Source organism: Vibrio sp. 99K-1 (genome assembly GCF_013114585.1).
GTDB classification, from domain to species: domain Bacteria; phylum Pseudomonadota; class Gammaproteobacteria; order Enterobacterales; family Vibrionaceae; genus Vibrio; species Vibrio chagasii_B.
In genome coordinates this window covers 1-16460 of the sequence record NZ_VTXF01000041.1, presented here as the reverse complement: position 1 = coordinate 16460, position 16460 = coordinate 1, and the positions used below count along the sequence as shown (strand labels likewise).

Below are 16460 nucleotides of genomic sequence, written 5' to 3'. Positions count from 1 at the left end.
GCAACTTGGATGTTGCTTTAATTGTTAAAACTATCAGCAACTGATTGAGCATTAACCATTTTACAAATTTGTAGTGTCGTAACTCAAATTATTTATAGTAGTTATGGATCTAGAGTTTATTTCGATGATATCTTCTTTTTAAAATACTTTGGAATCAGTAACATGTCTAACTCTCCACGAAATAAACAACTTTTCGAAAAAAAGTTAAAGTTTTTAGAAGGAATAGCTAAAAACTCGTACGCTAGAACAACGTTAACAGCTCTAGGCTTTAATACATCTAAAGGTTGGTTAGGAACACAAACGGAGATCCTAAACCAAGTATTTGATCCCAACAATAATCAGATTATGGCAGATGCTGACGACAAGCTAGCTCAAGCATGTAAACGACTACACGTTTGTAACCGAAACATCACTCAAATCTTAACTGCTGACAGCAAAGTTATGATTGAGGTGCGAGCTTTACTCAGCAGACTTCAAGTTCCTTCTAATATATATTCGAAAAATTTCCCATTCGAAACTATAGGTTCTTTGACTACAGCAAACATCCCTGTTCTGACTTACATCGAAGAGCAAAGTAATGGTTGGGTTATGTATTTCAGTACGCCAAAAGTATGTAACGTACCAGTACCAGTTACAGTCACACACGGTGGCAAGAAGATGACGGTGATGATTGATGAAGACCAAAAAGTTCACGCTTACGAAGTCATTTTTGTTCCCAAAGACGGTGACCGCATAGAACTTCGTATCTCGTCAGATACCCACAAAAAACAAATCAATGATTGTTTAGAGAGCTTAAGAGACGTTTTCGATAACATATTAAGAGTCAATAAAATCTCTCTAGCGTCGATGAAGATTGTTCAATTAGAAAAAGCTATTGTTAGCTTGTATGACCAAGATAAATACGGAACTGTGGTCGACACCAAGTTTATCAGTGTAAAAAATCGTACCGTAATGCCAAGAACAACAAAACGTTCTACTGACAATTGCCTAAGAGATCAACAATATCATAAGGCTGGCGAGAAGGTTGAGCAGGTTAAGTGCATTGGTGTTAAAATCCAATTTAAGAAACGCACCACTAAAAAGAATCTTCTAGTCACAACTAAGCTACACTTAGAGTGTGACCCAGTTAGTGATTACAAAACTTGTAACTACTTGATACTGGACAACCCTATCGGTAACACTAAAGTAATTGAGACCTTAGACCATATATTAAAGTCGAATAAATAAATTATGAATAAGAATGTTGTTGAATTCATCTCAGAAAAAGCACAATTCGCTCCCGGAGTGAAGGGTAAGGTGTTGGCATTCTTAAACTATCTCGAAAAAGAACAAGACGATTTTTATTACCCTCTAGCAAAAATCAAAAAAATCACTGATTTAGACGTTGTTGACAGCATGTCTGTAGCGAGATTCTTCTGTAGTAAATCGATTTCGTTACTCGAACCTAAATTCATTTATATCAATCATGACGATGATGTAATTGAAATTACAAAAACGGATTTCAATAGTGCGATAGTATCTGTTGATTCTAGTTTTAAGACGGAAGACTCTACCCTTTTACAGCCTTTTGATAACAAGCGTCTTAAGTTTTACTTTGTTAGAAAAGTAGAAGTTGAATACGAGGAATATGAGTGGTAGACGATATTGATTATCTCAATGATCCATCTGTAGATGAATATAAAGCTCTTGCTTCAACCGATGATATTGTAGAAGGCTTCAACGCAATCGAACCTAACTCTTACGAAGAGTTTTTAAGCGCCGCCCAACATGCACTAAAAAATGCCATTGCGATTATCGAGCAATCCGCTAATCGTTTCTACTATCAAGGTGAAGAGGAACTTAATTCATTTGTAGCAGGCTTGCTTGTTGGACAATCAATAGAGGCTACTACAGAAGAAAACAATCGCGGTAATGTCGATATCATAGTTAGTGATGAAAACTATAAATGGTTAATTGAAGCAAAACTCGGCAAGACTAATAACTACATTTTCGAAGGTTTACTGCAAATACTCACTAGGTATGCGACTAAAGAAACAGACTTTGGCCTTCTTGTTTATTTTCAGAATAAAAAACCAGCAGAGCGCTATTCAAAATGGCAAACCTTTATAGATAAAGGTGAGTGGATTAAGTACGCCAAGAAATATGACATTTATGACGAAGTACTAGACTACATACCTAACGCTAACTGGGAACAGCTGCTGGGAGATAGAGATCTTGCTTCTCAGCGCCAAATGATAACCAGCCACGGTACTAAGATTAACATTCAGTTATTCGGGGTAGATTTGTACCATAATCCGCTGGATAAAAGTGGTCGTGATGGTGCTGGACAAGCTTTTTTTCATGCTAAACAGGCAGCTCAAACAGAATACTTAAAATATAGGGATGATGAAGATTTCGACATAGATAAGTTAATGAAATCTCTCGGGACTATCTTCAAACATTCCAAAGAGTTTGATAGTTTAGACAAAGATTAACGTACTTTAATAGCCTAAATCGACATTCTTAGTGACATCTATAGTCGCAAAAAAGCCGAACTCAATGAGTCCGGCTTTTTTCTCCTTGATATGACCAAAAAGGAGGACTGGTTAATCCCAGAAAGGTAGTCTCCTGCCCAGTCGTAGTAACTTTAACAAGAAATTAGCTCATAATAGAATACGATAACCACAGCTCTTAGTGGTAAGCGTGAAAGAACCATACTTTTCTAAATCTATTTCTTTATATTGGCTATCGCTCTAGCTAGCCCAAGCAGATGTGTTGAAGTTTTTATCTCTAACTCCGATTGAATCCCCAGAAGCGCAATCCCAGCTAATATTTGTTGCGGCCTAACCAATTGGCCAGTCGGCAGTTCCATGCTGTCATATAACATTTTGAACTGTTCCCAGTCTTCACTAACGCTTAGTTCCCGACCTTTTGCCATTCGCATAAGCCTTTTACACTCGGGCGGGATTGGTTTTCCTTCGTCCCAGCCTGTGACAGTTCTCACAGTTTTAAAACAGAGTTCAGCGACTTCTTCCTTTGTCATTTGGCACTCTAATTCTCGAAAAATGTAATTCTTACTCATTTCGCGATACTTCAATGATAAAACCCCTAAATACAAGAGGTTGCACTGATTTTATAAGATTAAACATAATCAGACAAAATACGCACTGTACAAAGGCGTATTAACTGGCAAATTTGCCTTATAAAAAGTTATTCATGAATCACTAATATTAGAATTCTTGAAACTCATTTATGTCCAGAACCCTTATAGGTTGAATTTTTACCTGTGGCACTTTCTAGCTCAAAAGCGCCCCATTCCAAGCTAGCTTACTTATCCGTCACACTTTCGGGGGAGGTATTTGACCTACTTTTTCTAATCCGTGTAGTGTTTGTGGACAACGGTCTTATCAAACCCTATTCAATATGGGAGTTGTATTGAAGCTTTTATATAAATATATGTCGATTCCTGAATACTTTTTGAAATAACGTTATATCAGAGCAACTCAGTTGGCGGGACTGAAGACTTATATATCGTCAGCCATACAAAGTGAGGTGATGCATTTCAACTGTTCGCCACTCTATATTGCACCTGTAACCTCTGACATAGCTAGTTTCCCCATACCAAAAGCCTTATCGTACAATGACAAAAATGATAAACACTCGCGGCCTATGCCATAGTTACTCCCATCACTCGAAGGCATTTTACACATAAATAAATAACTAATACTTTCGATAAATGGCATTGAATGCTAATTTTTACTTATTCATTCTCGTTATTAGAGTCGTAGTGATGGATCTTAATTTGCTGAAAACCTTTGATGTGGTCATGAAAGCGCGCAGTGTGAATCTTGCGGCAGAAATACTCGATATCTCTGCACCTGCGGTGAGCCAATCATTAAATCGCCTAAGAGAACAATACAATGACCCGCTTTTCATTCGCAAAGGTCGAGGCATTACGCCCACTAACTTTGCCGTTGAGCTGCACGCCGAGGTTCAAGAACCGCTCAGTTTATTGCTCAATGGGGCGAAATCGCGCAAGCACTTCGACGCTTTAACGAGCCGTCGGACCTTTCGAATTTCGAGCCATAAAGATATCGACCTTCTCGTGGTTCCCAGCTTAACCAAGTATCGAGCAGAGTTTGCACCAAACACCAAGATAGAAGCTGATATTGAACACATCAGTGAACAAGCTCGGCAAGATGATCTTCGACAACGTAAAGTGGATCTTATTTTGTCGACCGTCCCATTGGATGAGCACGGTTACCACAACTTAAAACTGTTTGAAGAAGAACTTGTTGTGGTCTTGAGTCTTGATCACCCCAGGATTCAAGGCAGCATCAGTGTCGAGCAGTTTTTCAACGAGTATCATGTTCTGTGGCAAACTCAACGAATGGACAATTACACGCTCAACTCCGTCACTCATTTACCATTGGCAGAACGTAAAGTCGCTTACAAAACGGGTTCGGGTTTAACTGGGCTGGCATTAGCAGGCAGCACAGACTGGTTATGTGTTAATTCACGAAGGTTAGCGACCAACGTTTTATCAACGGGTAAATATCAGATTTTGGAATTACCATTTAAAGCAGAGCCTGTACCTGTCTATATGACCTGGCATCATTCTCAGCGTAATGATACGGGGCACCAATGGCTGCGAGAGGCTTTGGTTAAAAATACCGAACTGATGAATTAAGCTTTGCTTAATTATTGTTTAAGTTTCAAGCTATCGATGAATTAACAGTTCACATTTAATATCTCTCTCATCGACGGGCCGAATGGTCGCACCCGCCAAGCTTAAGAGAGATATGCTCCATGAAACCTTCTAAATTTTTAACACAATCAATTTGCTTCGCACTTCTAACGACTACTGCAAGTTCAGCACTCGCGATGGATCAAAACTTAGTTCGCAGTTCTGACCCTTCTTTTTTCACCAATGAAGCGGTGCAAAGTCATTTAGCAAAAGTGGTATGGGAAGATGCTGAGCACAATAAAGCATTCACAGAAAGCTCAGACTACATGCCTGTTGCAATGACTGAGTTTGCCAAACAAATGGCGCCAAAAATCCAAGAGATTGCCCCAGGAAAACTGTATTCAATCTCGGGCTTTCAACTTGCATCAACACTTGTTGCTGTAGGTGACGATGGTTTAATCATCGTCGACCCTGGTGAAAATGATACGGCTGCGAAAGAATCCATGGAGGCATTTAGCCAGTTTTCTAAGCTTCCAGTTAAAGCTGTTATCTATACTCACCGTCACCCTGATCACGCGTTTGGTTCCGCGGGATGGGGGGTAACAGAAGAGCAAGTGGCATCTGGCGAGGTTAAAATCATTGCTTCTGATAACTTTATTCCCAACCTTGTGAACGATGTGGGCGTGACCGGAAAAATCCTAACGCAACGCACTGCCTATGCGAGTGTGTATCTGCCTCAAGGTGAAAAAGGGCGTCCTGCTCACTTTGGCTTAGGCCCTACCTTCACCGCAGGCCCGGTTTCTTTTTTCATGCCAAATGTGTTGGTCAGCAACGACAAACCGTTAAAAATTAATGTGTCAGGCATAGAGATGGAAGTGTTTGGTGCCTACGGTGATGCGGGTGACGACGAAATAGATATCTATTTCCCGCAGTTCAAACACGTTCATGGTAGCGAAACCATTCAGGGCGAAACGTTCCCTAACCTATATACATTGCGTGGCACAAAATACCGCGACGTTCAAAAGTGGTATCAAGGTATCGATACCTTGTCGGAGTACGCTGAAAAATCGAATACGTACAGTGGTTCACACATGCGAGCTTGGGTGGGTCACGATTTCATTAATGAACGCATTACCAACTACCGCGATGCAATTCAATACGTGCATGACCAGTCTATTTATCACATTAACCGTGGTATCAAGCGTGACGAGCTGGCTGAAAAAGTGACGCTACCAGCTGACTTAGCGAATGACCCATGGCTCGGTGAATACTACGGTACTGTCGCGCATTCTGTTCGTAATATTTATAACGGTTACCTTGGTTGGTGGGATGGCGATGTAACCAAATTGGCTCGCCCAAGTGTGAAAGAGATGGCACAAGATTACGTCGATGCGATGGGTGGCGAAGACAATGTAATCGATATCGCTGAGAAAGCGTTCGAAGAAGAAAACTACGGTTGGGCTGCTGAGGTTCTTACGCATGTTAATAATGCCGATCCAGAAAATATGGAAGCACGTACGTTAAAAGCAGAAGCATTACGTGAATGGGGTTACGAGCAAACCAATATCTACTGGAGAGGTTTTGCCATCTCTAATGCGGGAGAGCTAGATGGTTCATTAGATCGCTCAGTGGCATGGGATTTTGCCAACCCAGCTATCGTTAAAGTCTTACCAACAACAAAGATTTTAGAGACAGAACGCGTCAACTTAAATGCTGAACGTGCTCAAGGAAAAGAGTTATCAATCAACATTACTGTGTCGGATACAGGAGAGCTAGCGAACTATACCGTGCGAAATGAAATTGCTGTCTTCTCTCTACAGCAAGATCCTGATGCAGACGCTACGCTGAACGGCAACAAACTAGAGATATTGGGTTACTTCCATTCAGGAGATGTGAGCCACGCCAATATTGACGGTGATAGCCATTCTGTTGATACATTCTTTAGCTTGTTTGACCATAACAAAGCGAATGATATCAACCTTGTACTACCAAACTAATGAATGTTTTTGATGAGCCCAGCGACTCCGTAAGGAGTCGCTTTTTTTGAGCGGCTAGATTTTAGAGAGAAGTAACATGGATACCAAAATAACGACGATGACAACAATCGCATTACTGTGCTTTGCATCAAGCGCGTTTGCTCAACAAACTGAAGTATCAATCTTAGCAACTGCTCAGCGATCTGATTCCAACGTGCTTTCTGATTCAAAAGCGCCCGTTGATTCTGACGACCAAGTGCAAGACATGTCTGACCCATTAGCGGTATATACTCAGGCGGGTTTTGGGGTAACAGACAAAGGATTGAATGTAAAAATTGGTCAGGCTTACGACACTGGCAGTGATACATCCATGGGCATGAATGTAATTGAATTGAAAGGCATTGCCGGTGAACAATTAGGTTGGGCTGGTTCAAGTCAGCGCGACGATTCGATCGATAGCGTACGCTTTCGCAATTTCACGGTTGATACGACTAATGGCCGTGGTCAACAAATCGATTTAAATTATAACGTTGAACATGAACAGCTTGATGCGTCATACAGCCTTATGCAAGCACTGCCAAAGTGGGGACCTATTCAGCTCTACCCTCTAGCAGGTTTAGGAGCTCGCGTCATGAATGGTAAATTTGACGAAGCCATTAATACAGAATCAGGCACCTATGAAATTGACCGTTCAATTGGCTACACGATTCCTGGCGTATATGGTGTGGTTGGAATGTACAGCCGAATCACAGTCACAGACAATGTTTGGATTAACTACAATCCAATGTGGCTGACTTCAATTGCAGGTTCTGATGCGTTTGTTGAGCAAGGTTTTGGCGGTGATAGTCATATATTTACCAATGAATTCACCGTTTCTTACCAATTCACACCTAGATTGAATCTTCGTTATTATGCGAACTGGACACAAGACCAAGACTACTTTGACGGTGATCAGCGCGTAGAAATGAACTATCAATTTTAATTCACGAAGTCGTTGGTAGCTCTTTCATACGAATGACTCGGAGCTAAGTGATTTTATTGTTGTAACTAGCCAAATAGAAAACCACTCTCTAAGAGAGTGGTTAAATTGGTGACATACACGTTTAACTTCAAGATGCAGCTTTGAATAGCGAAATTGGCCTTTGCTTGTATATTAGGATTATTGTTAAAGAAGCAACTACCTAGACTTCGATGTTTGCGTACCTACCTTGCTTATTGAGTTGGCATTTTTACATCATGGCAATTCTTTTAATACCTTACATAATCCGTTACATGCGAATTTAGTAAAGATTGTAACTCATTCCTGTCCAGAGGCTTCATAGACCTGAATTTTGACTCGTGGCACTTTCTAACTCGAAAGTGCCCCAAACTGCGTTGGAGTAGAAGCTCTACTATTATTGATAACCTGTCTTTTCTCATATCTAATCTAATGCCATCACAGCTAGTTGATCGACCTGAATGTAAAGCAAGGTATGCTCTTGTGAAACAGCTAATGGGTGCATAAAGCCTTGTTTTTTAATCTGCTATAATGGTAGCAAATAATGCCAAAAAAAACCTTAATTTGTTACTATAGTAGCAATGGAGACCCGTCACAGTGATGGAATTTTTTGTCATTCGTGTTAATGAAGTAATGATTGTCATTACTTTATATTTGCTACAATAATAGCAATTAGACTATGATTGGCGTTATAATTGATACCATAATAGCAACTTACGAGGCATGTATGTTATCTCTTTATACCGCTTATGATTTGCAGATGGAACTCAAAGAGTTTATCAAGTCTGCTCGGAAAAAAGATAAACTCAGTGTTCAGAAGATGGCCGATCTCTCTGGCGTACCTTACGCGACGATCCGAAAGTTTGAGTCATCTGGCAACATCTCATTGCGTCAGTTCCTCATGCTTTATGAGACAGTCGGTGACTTGAAAAAAGTGAAAGAGCTAACAAAGTCGTCTGAGCCTGAATTTAAATCAATAGAGGATGTGCTTCGACATGCTTAAATCAGCCCTAACCGTAAAACGAACGCTTAGCACAGGTGAAAAGGTATTTGTCGGCAAGCTAGTTGAAAATAGTAAGCAAAGCTTCTTTCAATTTGATGAGGCTTATTTAGGCGCTCACTCAACCTCTCTGGCTCCGTTCAATTTAAAGGCTGATACAAGCCTACAAGTTGCGCCTAGAGGGCCGCATTACGGCATTCATGGAGTATTTGGAGATAGTCTCCCTGATGGTTGGGGCCTTTATCTCATGGATCGTGTATTTAGACAGAACGATCATAACCCAAAGGAAGTTACCGCCCTAGAGCGTTTGGCTTATCTGGGTGACAGATGCATGGGGGCGTTGAGCTATGAGCCTGAATTAGATTTACTTGATGAGTCCAAGGAGTCGATTGATATCATTACCCTTGGCCGAGCTGCGATTGAAGAGTTTGAAGGCACCGAGTCTGCTTTGCTTGAGCACTTGATGAATACTGGTGGTTCGGGTGGTGCTAGGCCAAAAATGAACGTGACACGTTTATTGAATGGGCAATATTCAACATTAGATGACGCACTAGGAACAAAGCTTATCGTAAAACTGACATCTGAAAAGTTTGACTTGAAGCACTCTGAATCATTAGTCGAATATTGCTATATGCAGATGGCCCGTAATGTCGGCATTGAGGTTCCTGACTTTGATTTAATTGATGCAGGTAATGGACGATTTTGGCTAGAGCAGGAACGATTTGATTGCACCGAGCAAGGCGGTCGAATCCATATGATTTCTGCGTGTGGGTTGTTAGATGCACCGTTTCGAGAGCCTTCTTTGGACTATGTGGATTTAGTTAAAGCTACGCGCATCATGTGTAGTGTCACTGAGTCTCAGAAGCTCATTAAGCGCTGCATGTTTAATTACCTAACTGTTAACCAAGATGATCACAGTAAGAACTTCAGTTTCCTTGCCAGTGACGCCGATAACTGGACGCTATCGCCTTTCTACGACATTGTTTACAACCCTAACCCTTACAAAGAGCATATGACGGCATTTGGTGGTAATGGCCGAACGCCAAAGAACGCACTAGACCAGTTAGCTGCTCAGTCGGGGTTGTCATCAAAGAAAGCGATTATGGTTATGGCTGAGGAAATATTTGAAACAACACGCTCGTTTAGTCTTGAGGCCAAACACCTGGGCTTGTCCCCTAATCTAATCAAGGAGATTGATAAGGATATGGTAGAAAAATTTAAGGCGCTGTAAGTGTAGGATGAATCAAATTCGCCATGACTTTGTAGATGATTTGAGGGTTTTACAGTGGCTGAGGTTATTCGAGTTAATCTGTAATATAAAGTTCGTAACAAGGTTTTGTCCAAAGATTAGTTTCAGTTATATCTGTCATGTTAATGCATACGGCAATCGTTTACGCCTCGTTATTCATTCGTAACTTGCCATCTTTCTTGTTGTGTCTGTGAAGTTGTCTGATACTTCGATACGTTTCATTGCGATGTTCATGGTGGGTTCGATTTTTTTAAGACGTGCTATATCACTGGCTATTCGTTTGCAGCCTAAAAACAAGATGCCATCGAGTGGTGTTATGACATCTCCAGCCTTGAGGCAACCAACGAGGGAGGTGGCAGAGAGTGGTGTTTTTGTCCCAGCAACGTAGCGGGTTGCCACAAACTCATTCGTATAGTGGATTTCTCTTGGTAACATTTGTTCGCTTTTAGCGTAAATCATTCCGCTTTGTTTACCATTAATAACTCGATGCTCTTTATACACTCGTGTTTCCTCGCCTATGGTGGCCATAGCTTGTGGTGCGCGGGTGATGAATAAGCGAAAAGGTAGATCTTCACTTGTGATGTAATCGACAAGGTTAAACGCTAATCTTGCTCTCGCGAGCTCTCCGAGTGGTTTGTCACGACAGATTTGTAGAACCTGATCCCATTGGCTGGTCAGTCGAGTGCTTTCTTTATCGCTTCTAACTTTAACCTTTTGAATATCGTAGTGAATTATCTTTTCCATGGTTGATTTGGCCTTCCGTTTTGCTTGCTTCGTTAAATTCCAACCTAACATTATGTTTTTATAACAAATTATAAGCAGTTATCCACAAAGTTTGGACGTGACCTGTCTAAAACCTTCGTAGGTTGAGTTTATGCTCCTGGTACTAAATAGCTTGATATCACCTAAAAATGCCGATAATTGTTTTCAAATTGAAGTAAAAAGCGCCAGTGATTCTTGAAGCAAGAATTAGAGCAACTGCCATTGATTTCTTGAGAGGTAATGGGGGTTGGTTAATCTCTGCACCCTCGTCAGGGTACCAATAGGCTGATACATACTTATAAGCTCTCATCCGATCCAAATTCACGAGTTGTGATCTGATTTAACTTTTTGGTGAAATTACCTCTGTTAATCCCTAAAACCCTAGCAGCCTTAGACTGATTACCGCGCGTATGAGTTATCAACTCAGTAAACAATATTTCAAACACAGCAGGAGTCACCCAAGACATATCAGGGCTAACTGATTGCTTATCAAACCATGTCGGTTCCAGTTCTGCTCGGATAAGTTTTTTTAAATGGTCTTTGTTGATTGGAGTTAGTTGGTCATTCATTGAAGTTGAAGGTCATAAAGAACTTTATCATTCTAACAAATTTACCATGAAATCGCCTTGAAATCAGCCGGCGAGGGAAATTACGAATACGATGGATCACTGCCCAGCGCAATAAGCAACGAGGACATTTTTAATCATAGGCTCAAAGCCATTCGTTTCCAAAAACACTCGACCAATCACTGTCCGGTGATGCCCATCCTCAACATAAAGCTCACCATCTCTATTACACAGAGAGCAATTTCGCTTTTCTTCTGAAAAATAGTAATCAGGATTGCTTTGAAGGTTTCGAGCACAACACTGACCACGTTCGAGACCGTGACGATTATCAGCGCAAGGAAATAAAACCACCCAAGTTTTGCCAACATCTCGGGGCTCTAGACTCCCCACCCCGTCGAAGAGGTGAACATCCGTGACATGCGTAAATTTTTTCATATCAGAGCCCTACACAGCAATACCATTAGCCAACAACCGTTCAATTGTTGGCCAGATTATCTGCATACGCAGGTAATTATCTAAAAAGTACTCCATTTCACTCTCAAGGAACCACGATGCCTAGACCTAAACGCGCGTCCGGCAACCACTTTACCCGTGGCGGACAAATTACTTTTCACTCCATTCGGATGTTCTTTCAAGTCAACAATACCTTAGTCTACGCCGCCATTTGGTCGGTGATAGCGCTCACTGGCGTTCTTACCTGGCTACGCGCGCCCGATAACGCCTTTTGGTCTGTGTTCTACTATTGGCGCAATCATATCTATGCCAGCCTTGGACACGATCTTAACAGCGAAGTCACGACCTTCTGGAGCGGGAAACGCTACATTGGCACGCTCGCTTCCCAACTGGACAACACCCAACTCATCAATCTCTACGATAACGTGATACGCCAAATACAAATCAACTTTTTGATTGGCATCGGTATTGCTTTCACCATCTTAATGCTCGCCATGACTTTCTTTAAACGACAAGGCGAAAAACAAAGTGAAGATTTTCACGTCCGAGGCTTTCAATACGCAGAGCCCAAAGTGCTCACTAACGATTTAAAAAAACGGGCAAAGAAACTCAAAAAACAGGGCGTAGGAAACGGACGGATTTCTGATTTCAAAGTGGATGGGCAGGCCTTATTTAAACATGAGTTTGAAGTTCAACATATGCTCATCGACGGCACCACAGGGGCAGGTAAATCCGTCATGCTTCGTAAACTATTACGCTGGATACGTAAACGTGGAGATAAAGCCATTATTTATGATAAAGGCTGCACCTTTACCAGTAAGTTCTTTGACCCTACCCAAGACACCTTACTCAATCCCTTCGATGAACGCTGCGCCAATTGGGATGTGTGGTGTGATGCGAAAGAAGCCCCTGACTTTGAAAATATAGCCAGCGCACTTATCCCGCAACATGGCGAAGGCGATCCGTTCTGGGTGGATTCCGCTCGGACTATTTTTTCGAGTGCGGCGTATCGCATGAGCCAAGATGACAAGCCCTGCTCGACCGCAAGGCTGCTCAGTCTGATACTCACGTCTGAACTTGAAACCCTGGGTAATTTCCTGCAAGGCACAGAGTCTGCATCCCTGGTCTCGAAAGACATAAAAAAGACGGCCATCTCCATTAAGTCGGTGCTCGCCACCTACATCAAGAGCCTACGATTTTTGGATGGATTGGATGACAAAGACGCGAAAGGAAAGCCCAAACGCAAACCGTTTTCTATCACCGATTGGGTGCAAGACGATAAACAAAAAGGCTTTTTGTTCTTATCCAGTAACGCGCAGCAACACGCCTCTCTGCGTCCTTTGATTTCGACTTGGCTTGCCATTGCTTCTAACGCTATCTTGGGACTCAAAGACGATGAAGATCGCCGTATCTGGGTGATCATGGATGAAATGCCAAGTCTGCATAAACTGCCTGAGCTTGACACCATCATTGCCGAAGTGCGTAAGTTTGGAGGCTGTTATGTGATTGGTCTCCAGTCTTATGCTCAGCTCGTGAAAACCTACGGCAAAAACACCGCGGACGTCATTTTTGACTTACTCAACTCCCGTTTTTACTTTCGTGCCCCCTCCGCGCAAATGGCGCAAATCTCGTCAAAAGATTTAGGTGAGCAAGAGGTGGACGTGTCAATAGAGCACATTTCTTACGGTGCAAATGCGTTGCGTGACGGGGTATCGATTGGTCACCAAACCGTCACCCGCCCGGTTGTCTCTAGCAGTGAAATCCAAGCCATGGATGATTTGCAATGTTACCTTCGCGTACCAGGAAGCAGCTTTATCACTCAACTGGATTTGCACTTTGATAAGATGCGAGATGTGACACCGGCCTTTATTAAACGTCATTACACCCCATCGCCCGCCATGACCAAGGCGTATCAAAAAGCGATTTACTTTGAGTGTGTCGCCCCAGGTATGCTCCTCAACGAAGAAGAGCGTAACGCACTCACAGAAATCCAAGCCAAGCAATTTGAAACGCCGGAAGAGATGAAGCTGGAAACCGACCAAATCCAACAAGCACAACGAAGTGAGACAGTCAAAGCGTTAGCCAGCAAGGAGTCGGAAAAGCTCAAATCAGACAATGACCATCAAGAGCGCGCTCAAAAAGAGCTTGAAGAGTCGGCGATATCTCAAGATATCGAGATGGAAGCGGGCGATATGGTTGAATAGCGCATCAAATAGTCGATAGCCAAACAAGACAGAAATAGGTCATTGCAAACCAAATGTATTAGGTATTTTTATGTTACCGAGTTTGTCTAGATTAATCTTCGAGACCTTGGTCGTCTCACTCTTATTTTTTGCACTTTGTCTTATGCAGATCACCGAGAGTCAATTTCAGTGGACGCAACTTTTCATCGCGTCCACTCGCTTTTTATCACTGTATAGTTTGAAGCGCATCGTGGTTTTTTTGTTAAAAAACGCCCCAACACTCCTCACTACATTGTACTCACCTCTGCAGGATTCGCTTTACTCCTGAGCATCAGCATGGAGTACTCGTTATTTGGTTTATTGAATTCGATAGGCCTGACTTTCATGTACTTAGCACCCATAGTGTTAAAAAGTGCACTGATTCAATCTTAGTCATGATTAGATATTTAGTTATAGTGCACCATAAGCGCACGTAAGCCCTATCATTGATGAGATTCCTCAAAGGAAAATCGATAAAAAGCGTAACGCCCCATAGAGCCTCATCATCTCGAATAATCACTCAACCACTCTTCCAAGCCTTGCCATTGCAAGGCTTTTTTACGTTCATTCATCAAGGATTAACCATGCCAAATAAGACCCTCTTTAATTCTGACCATCTACCGATATTAAAGAAACAATTACACACTATATTCGATCAACTTACCTTCGCTGAAATCATTCAGGGCAACGCCCCCGAAAAATACACATGGTTATCAATTTGCGCTCAAGCGGTAGGTTATGGTGACTGGGACGACTTAAAAGCGCAAGCAGTCACGCACCACGGGCCAACCCACAACATTCTATTTAACCAAGCATCCATCATTCCTTTCATCCAAAGTGTCAGAGTCAACTTGGGGGAGCACATCGACAATATTGAAGGCTTTACCCATGTCATACTAAGAAACTTAACTACCTAAGAGTTAAACGCCATGAATGGCAATAAAGAAGAGCTTCCACCACTACCCAAAGCGCCAACGTCCTATACGTTAGAATTAGGACCGAATACGGCCTATGCCCGCGACCTTTTAGATTGGCTGTGGCCAAGAACAAAAAATTACCAAGTAGACCCAATCAACACTCAGTATCTAGCGCACATGAAAGAAAAGCGAATGAGCTTGAGCAAGTCTCAAGCAAAAGAGCGCGCTTTGGATGTTTACCCACACTCTGGCATGCTAATCAGAGACATATTAGAGCAACTGATTTCAGAAAATTACCTAGACCTCAACGATGATCAAAGGTGCGTAACTTTTACTCGCAAAGGTCTTAATTATCTCAACGGAAAAATGACCAACGAATATGACGACCAATGGAAAGAATGGTTTAAGGCATTTGCAGCGCATCTCAAAAAAATCCCATACCGATACATCAAGATAGATTGGACACCCTATATCGATTTATATGCCCGGGGCATGTCACCCATTGAGGCGGCAAAAAGTCTTGAATGGTCAGAATGCTACACTCAAGCACACTCAGAGATCCAATCGGCCATTAAACACCAACTCGACATCCATTTGCCTCAATACCCCAAGGAGCGATACCTTCAATTTACGCCTAGAATATTTCTGACACCTGAGCTGACCAGCAACAAGGTAACAGACATTCATTTTGAGTTTATAGGCCCCGACTGGGCGAAACCAAACGGCAATCTAAAAACAAAGCGCTTTTGGCCAAACAAACGCTACGTGTCTGTGCATTTAGAGACCTCGCCGAAAAGTCGAGGTTGGTATGCCGTCATTCCCGATGAGGTTGATTGTTTTCAAGTAAGCTACAAATGGACAAGCCAGTCCCATTCTTTTGCAAGCGTCACCCACCATATGACTTACCAGTTAGAGCCAAATATAGAGTGTGCTCAAGATTGGCTGTATGGCAATGAGTGCATGAAGCATTCTGATTCTTCGAAACTAGCGATGGCCGCCGATGAATATAGCTTTAACCGCCTGGAATGCCTAACTCATATCAAGCATTTAACCAATGAAGAAATTGTAGCGTTAGACCGATTTAAAGCGGGCATTACATCCATTCACATTGATGAAAATGGCGTCATCATTCACGAAGAACGAACGTTAACCGCTAGCAATTCCTTTGCTTGTGTTGGGATCATTTTGTAACCACACCTCTTTTAATTCCACTTCCCCCTTAACCTCCACTCACCGCTCAGTTTTGCTGCTAGCGGCAATTTGCGTTGCATAAGGAAAATACTCATGCTTTCTATTAGCCCATTAAAATCCGCTTCTGGCGCTGCCAAATATTACCTAAGCGAAGAAACCCCCAAAGACCTACCTGACGTCTCTTTAGAAAAAGACGCGGGCGATAACTATTACCTCAAAGAACAAGACCAGGTAGAAAACACCTTCTGGCATGGCAAGCTGGCCATCGAAGCGGGACTGGCAGATAAACCCGTAGATCAAGCCACCCTAGAATCGGTGCTTTCTGGCAATCTTGGCGGTGAAACCATTAAAGGGAAGCGAGAAAAACACAAATCTGGCTTCGACCTGACCTTTTCTGCGCCCAAATCCCTCAGCGTTCTTGCACTTATTGGCGGAGATAACCGCCTCATTGAAGCGCACAA

Annotated in this window: 16 protein-coding genes; 12 read left to right on the top strand and 4 right to left on the bottom strand. The window is 42.2% G+C overall.

Annotated elements, in window-relative coordinates; all coding sequences use genetic code 11:
- Positions 1–162 precede the first annotated feature (162 nt).
- From F0228_RS23505 to F0228_RS23495, 3 genes are read left to right on the top strand one after another with little or no spacing between them, the layout of a single operon-like run.
- Positions 163–1227, top strand: coding sequence for a hypothetical protein (locus F0228_RS23505; protein WP_171762881.1), 1065 nt, complete (start codon positions 163–165; stop codon positions 1225–1227).
- A 3-nt stretch (positions 1228–1230) separates the two neighbouring features.
- Positions 1231–1638: a hypothetical protein gene (locus tag F0228_RS23500; protein WP_171762880.1), complete on the top strand. Its 408-nt coding sequence runs from the start codon at positions 1231–1233 to the stop codon at positions 1636–1638.
- On the top strand, positions 1632–2474 hold the full coding sequence (locus F0228_RS23495) for a hypothetical protein (RefSeq protein WP_171762879.1): 843 nt from the start codon (positions 1632–1634) through the stop codon (positions 2472–2474). Before F0228_RS23500 ends, F0228_RS23495 begins: the two co-directional genes overlap by 7 nt.
- A gap of 233 nt (positions 2475–2707) precedes the next feature.
- On the opposite strand, the gene F0228_RS23490 is transcribed toward F0228_RS23495, so the two are convergent.
- Positions 2708–3076 carry a phage protein gene (locus F0228_RS23490; protein WP_171762878.1) on the bottom strand — a complete coding sequence of 123 codons (369 nt, stop codon included), beginning with the start codon at positions 3074–3076 and terminating at the stop codon, positions 2708–2710.
- A 693-nt stretch (positions 3077–3769) separates the two neighbouring features.
- Here F0228_RS23490 and F0228_RS23485 point away from each other — a divergent pair.
- The 5 genes from F0228_RS23485 to F0228_RS23465 all read left to right on the top strand — a co-directional run bounded on the left by F0228_RS23485 (position 3770) and on the right by F0228_RS23465 (position 9870).
- The gene (locus F0228_RS23485; RefSeq protein ID WP_048616416.1) at positions 3770–4669 is read left to right on the top strand and encodes a LysR family transcriptional regulator; all 900 of its coding nucleotides are present in this window, start codon (positions 3770–3772) and stop codon (positions 4667–4669) included.
- Between the two features lie 119 nt (positions 4670–4788).
- On the top strand, positions 4789–6663 hold the full coding sequence (locus F0228_RS23480; RefSeq protein ID WP_171762877.1) for an alkyl sulfatase dimerization domain-containing protein: 1875 nt from the start codon (positions 4789–4791) through the stop codon (positions 6661–6663).
- Between the two features lie 76 nt (positions 6664–6739).
- A complete protein-coding gene (locus tag F0228_RS23475; protein WP_171762876.1) occupies positions 6740–7624 on the top strand; it encodes a hypothetical protein in 885 nt (294 codons plus the stop codon).
- Positions 7625–8366: 742 nt separating this feature from the next.
- Positions 8367–8642: a helix-turn-helix transcriptional regulator gene (locus F0228_RS23470; protein WP_102282377.1), complete on the top strand. Its 276-nt coding sequence runs from the start codon at positions 8367–8369 to the stop codon at positions 8640–8642.
- A complete protein-coding gene (locus tag F0228_RS23465; RefSeq protein WP_048657858.1) occupies positions 8635–9870 on the top strand; it encodes a type II toxin-antitoxin system HipA family toxin in 1236 nt (411 codons plus the stop codon). The genes F0228_RS23470 and F0228_RS23465 overlap by 8 nt, the downstream gene beginning before the upstream one ends.
- 174 nt (positions 9871–10044) lie before the next feature.
- Here F0228_RS23465 and F0228_RS23460 read toward each other — a convergent pair whose 3' ends face one another.
- The 3 genes from F0228_RS23460 to F0228_RS23450 form a co-directional block, all read right to left on the bottom strand.
- Entirely contained in the window at positions 10045–10632 is a 588-nt protein-coding gene (locus F0228_RS23460) for a hypothetical protein (RefSeq protein ID WP_253820328.1), read from the bottom strand.
- Between the two features lie 314 nt (positions 10633–10946).
- Entirely contained in the window at positions 10947–11219 is a 273-nt protein-coding gene (locus F0228_RS23455; RefSeq protein WP_048657775.1) for a helix-turn-helix domain-containing protein, read from the bottom strand.
- 96 nt (positions 11220–11315) lie between these two features.
- Positions 11316–11651: a hypothetical protein gene (locus tag F0228_RS23450; protein ID WP_253820327.1), complete on the bottom strand. Its 336-nt coding sequence runs from the start codon at positions 11649–11651 to the stop codon at positions 11316–11318.
- A 116-nt stretch (positions 11652–11767) separates the two neighbouring features.
- Between F0228_RS23450 and traD the strand changes: the two genes are divergently transcribed.
- The 4 genes from traD to F0228_RS23435 form a co-directional block, all read left to right on the top strand.
- Positions 11768–13873: a type IV conjugative transfer system coupling protein TraD gene (traD, locus tag F0228_RS23445; protein WP_171762874.1), complete on the top strand. Its 2106-nt coding sequence runs from the start codon at positions 11768–11770 to the stop codon at positions 13871–13873.
- 602 nt (positions 13874–14475) lie between these two features.
- The gene (locus F0228_RS25880; protein ID WP_253820326.1) at positions 14476–14808 is read left to right on the top strand and encodes a hypothetical protein; all 333 of its coding nucleotides are present in this window, start codon (positions 14476–14478) and stop codon (positions 14806–14808) included.
- Between the two features lie 12 nt (positions 14809–14820).
- Positions 14821–15999 (top strand): hypothetical protein, encoded by a 1179-nt coding sequence (locus F0228_RS23440; RefSeq protein WP_253820325.1) that lies wholly within the window; start codon positions 14821–14823, stop codon positions 15997–15999.
- 93 nt (positions 16000–16092) lie between these two features.
- Positions 16093–16460, top strand: a 368-nt coding sequence (locus tag F0228_RS23435) for a relaxase domain-containing protein (RefSeq protein WP_171762873.1), incomplete at its 3' end; no start/stop codon positions are given.

Excerpts from the sequence above, each read along its gene's own strand:
- F0228_RS23475 (WP_171762876.1), top strand. The coding sequence starts at position 6,740 with ATGGATACCAAAATAACGACGATGACAACAATCGCATTACTGTGCTTT.
- F0228_RS23505 (WP_171762881.1), top strand. The coding sequence starts at position 163 with ATGTCTAACTCTCCACGAAATAAACAACTTTTCGAAAAAAAGTTAAAG.
- F0228_RS23440 (WP_253820325.1), top strand. The coding sequence starts at position 14,821 with ATGAATGGCAATAAAGAAGAGCTTCCACCACTACCCAAAGCGCCAACG.
- F0228_RS23450 (WP_253820327.1), bottom strand. The coding sequence starts at position 11,651 with ATGAAAAAATTTACGCATGTCACGGATGTTCACCTCTTCGACGGGGTG.
- F0228_RS23470 (WP_102282377.1), top strand. The coding sequence starts at position 8,367 with ATGTTATCTCTTTATACCGCTTATGATTTGCAGATGGAACTCAAAGAG.
- F0228_RS23460 (WP_253820328.1), bottom strand. The coding sequence starts at position 10,632 with ATGGAAAAGATAATTCACTACGATATTCAAAAGGTTAAAGTTAGAAGC.
- F0228_RS23500 (WP_171762880.1), top strand. The coding sequence starts at position 1,231 with ATGAATAAGAATGTTGTTGAATTCATCTCAGAAAAAGCACAATTCGCT.
- F0228_RS23465 (WP_048657858.1), top strand. The coding sequence starts at position 8,635 with ATGCTTAAATCAGCCCTAACCGTAAAACGAACGCTTAGCACAGGTGAA.
- F0228_RS25880 (WP_253820326.1), top strand. The coding sequence starts at position 14,476 with ATGCCAAATAAGACCCTCTTTAATTCTGACCATCTACCGATATTAAAG.
- traD (WP_171762874.1), top strand. The coding sequence starts at position 11,768 with ATGCCTAGACCTAAACGCGCGTCCGGCAACCACTTTACCCGTGGCGGA.
- F0228_RS23480 (WP_171762877.1), top strand. The coding sequence starts at position 4,789 with ATGAAACCTTCTAAATTTTTAACACAATCAATTTGCTTCGCACTTCTA.
- F0228_RS23455 (WP_048657775.1), bottom strand. The coding sequence starts at position 11,219 with ATGAATGACCAACTAACTCCAATCAACAAAGACCATTTAAAAAAACTT.
- F0228_RS23485 (WP_048616416.1), top strand. The coding sequence starts at position 3,770 with ATGGATCTTAATTTGCTGAAAACCTTTGATGTGGTCATGAAAGCGCGC.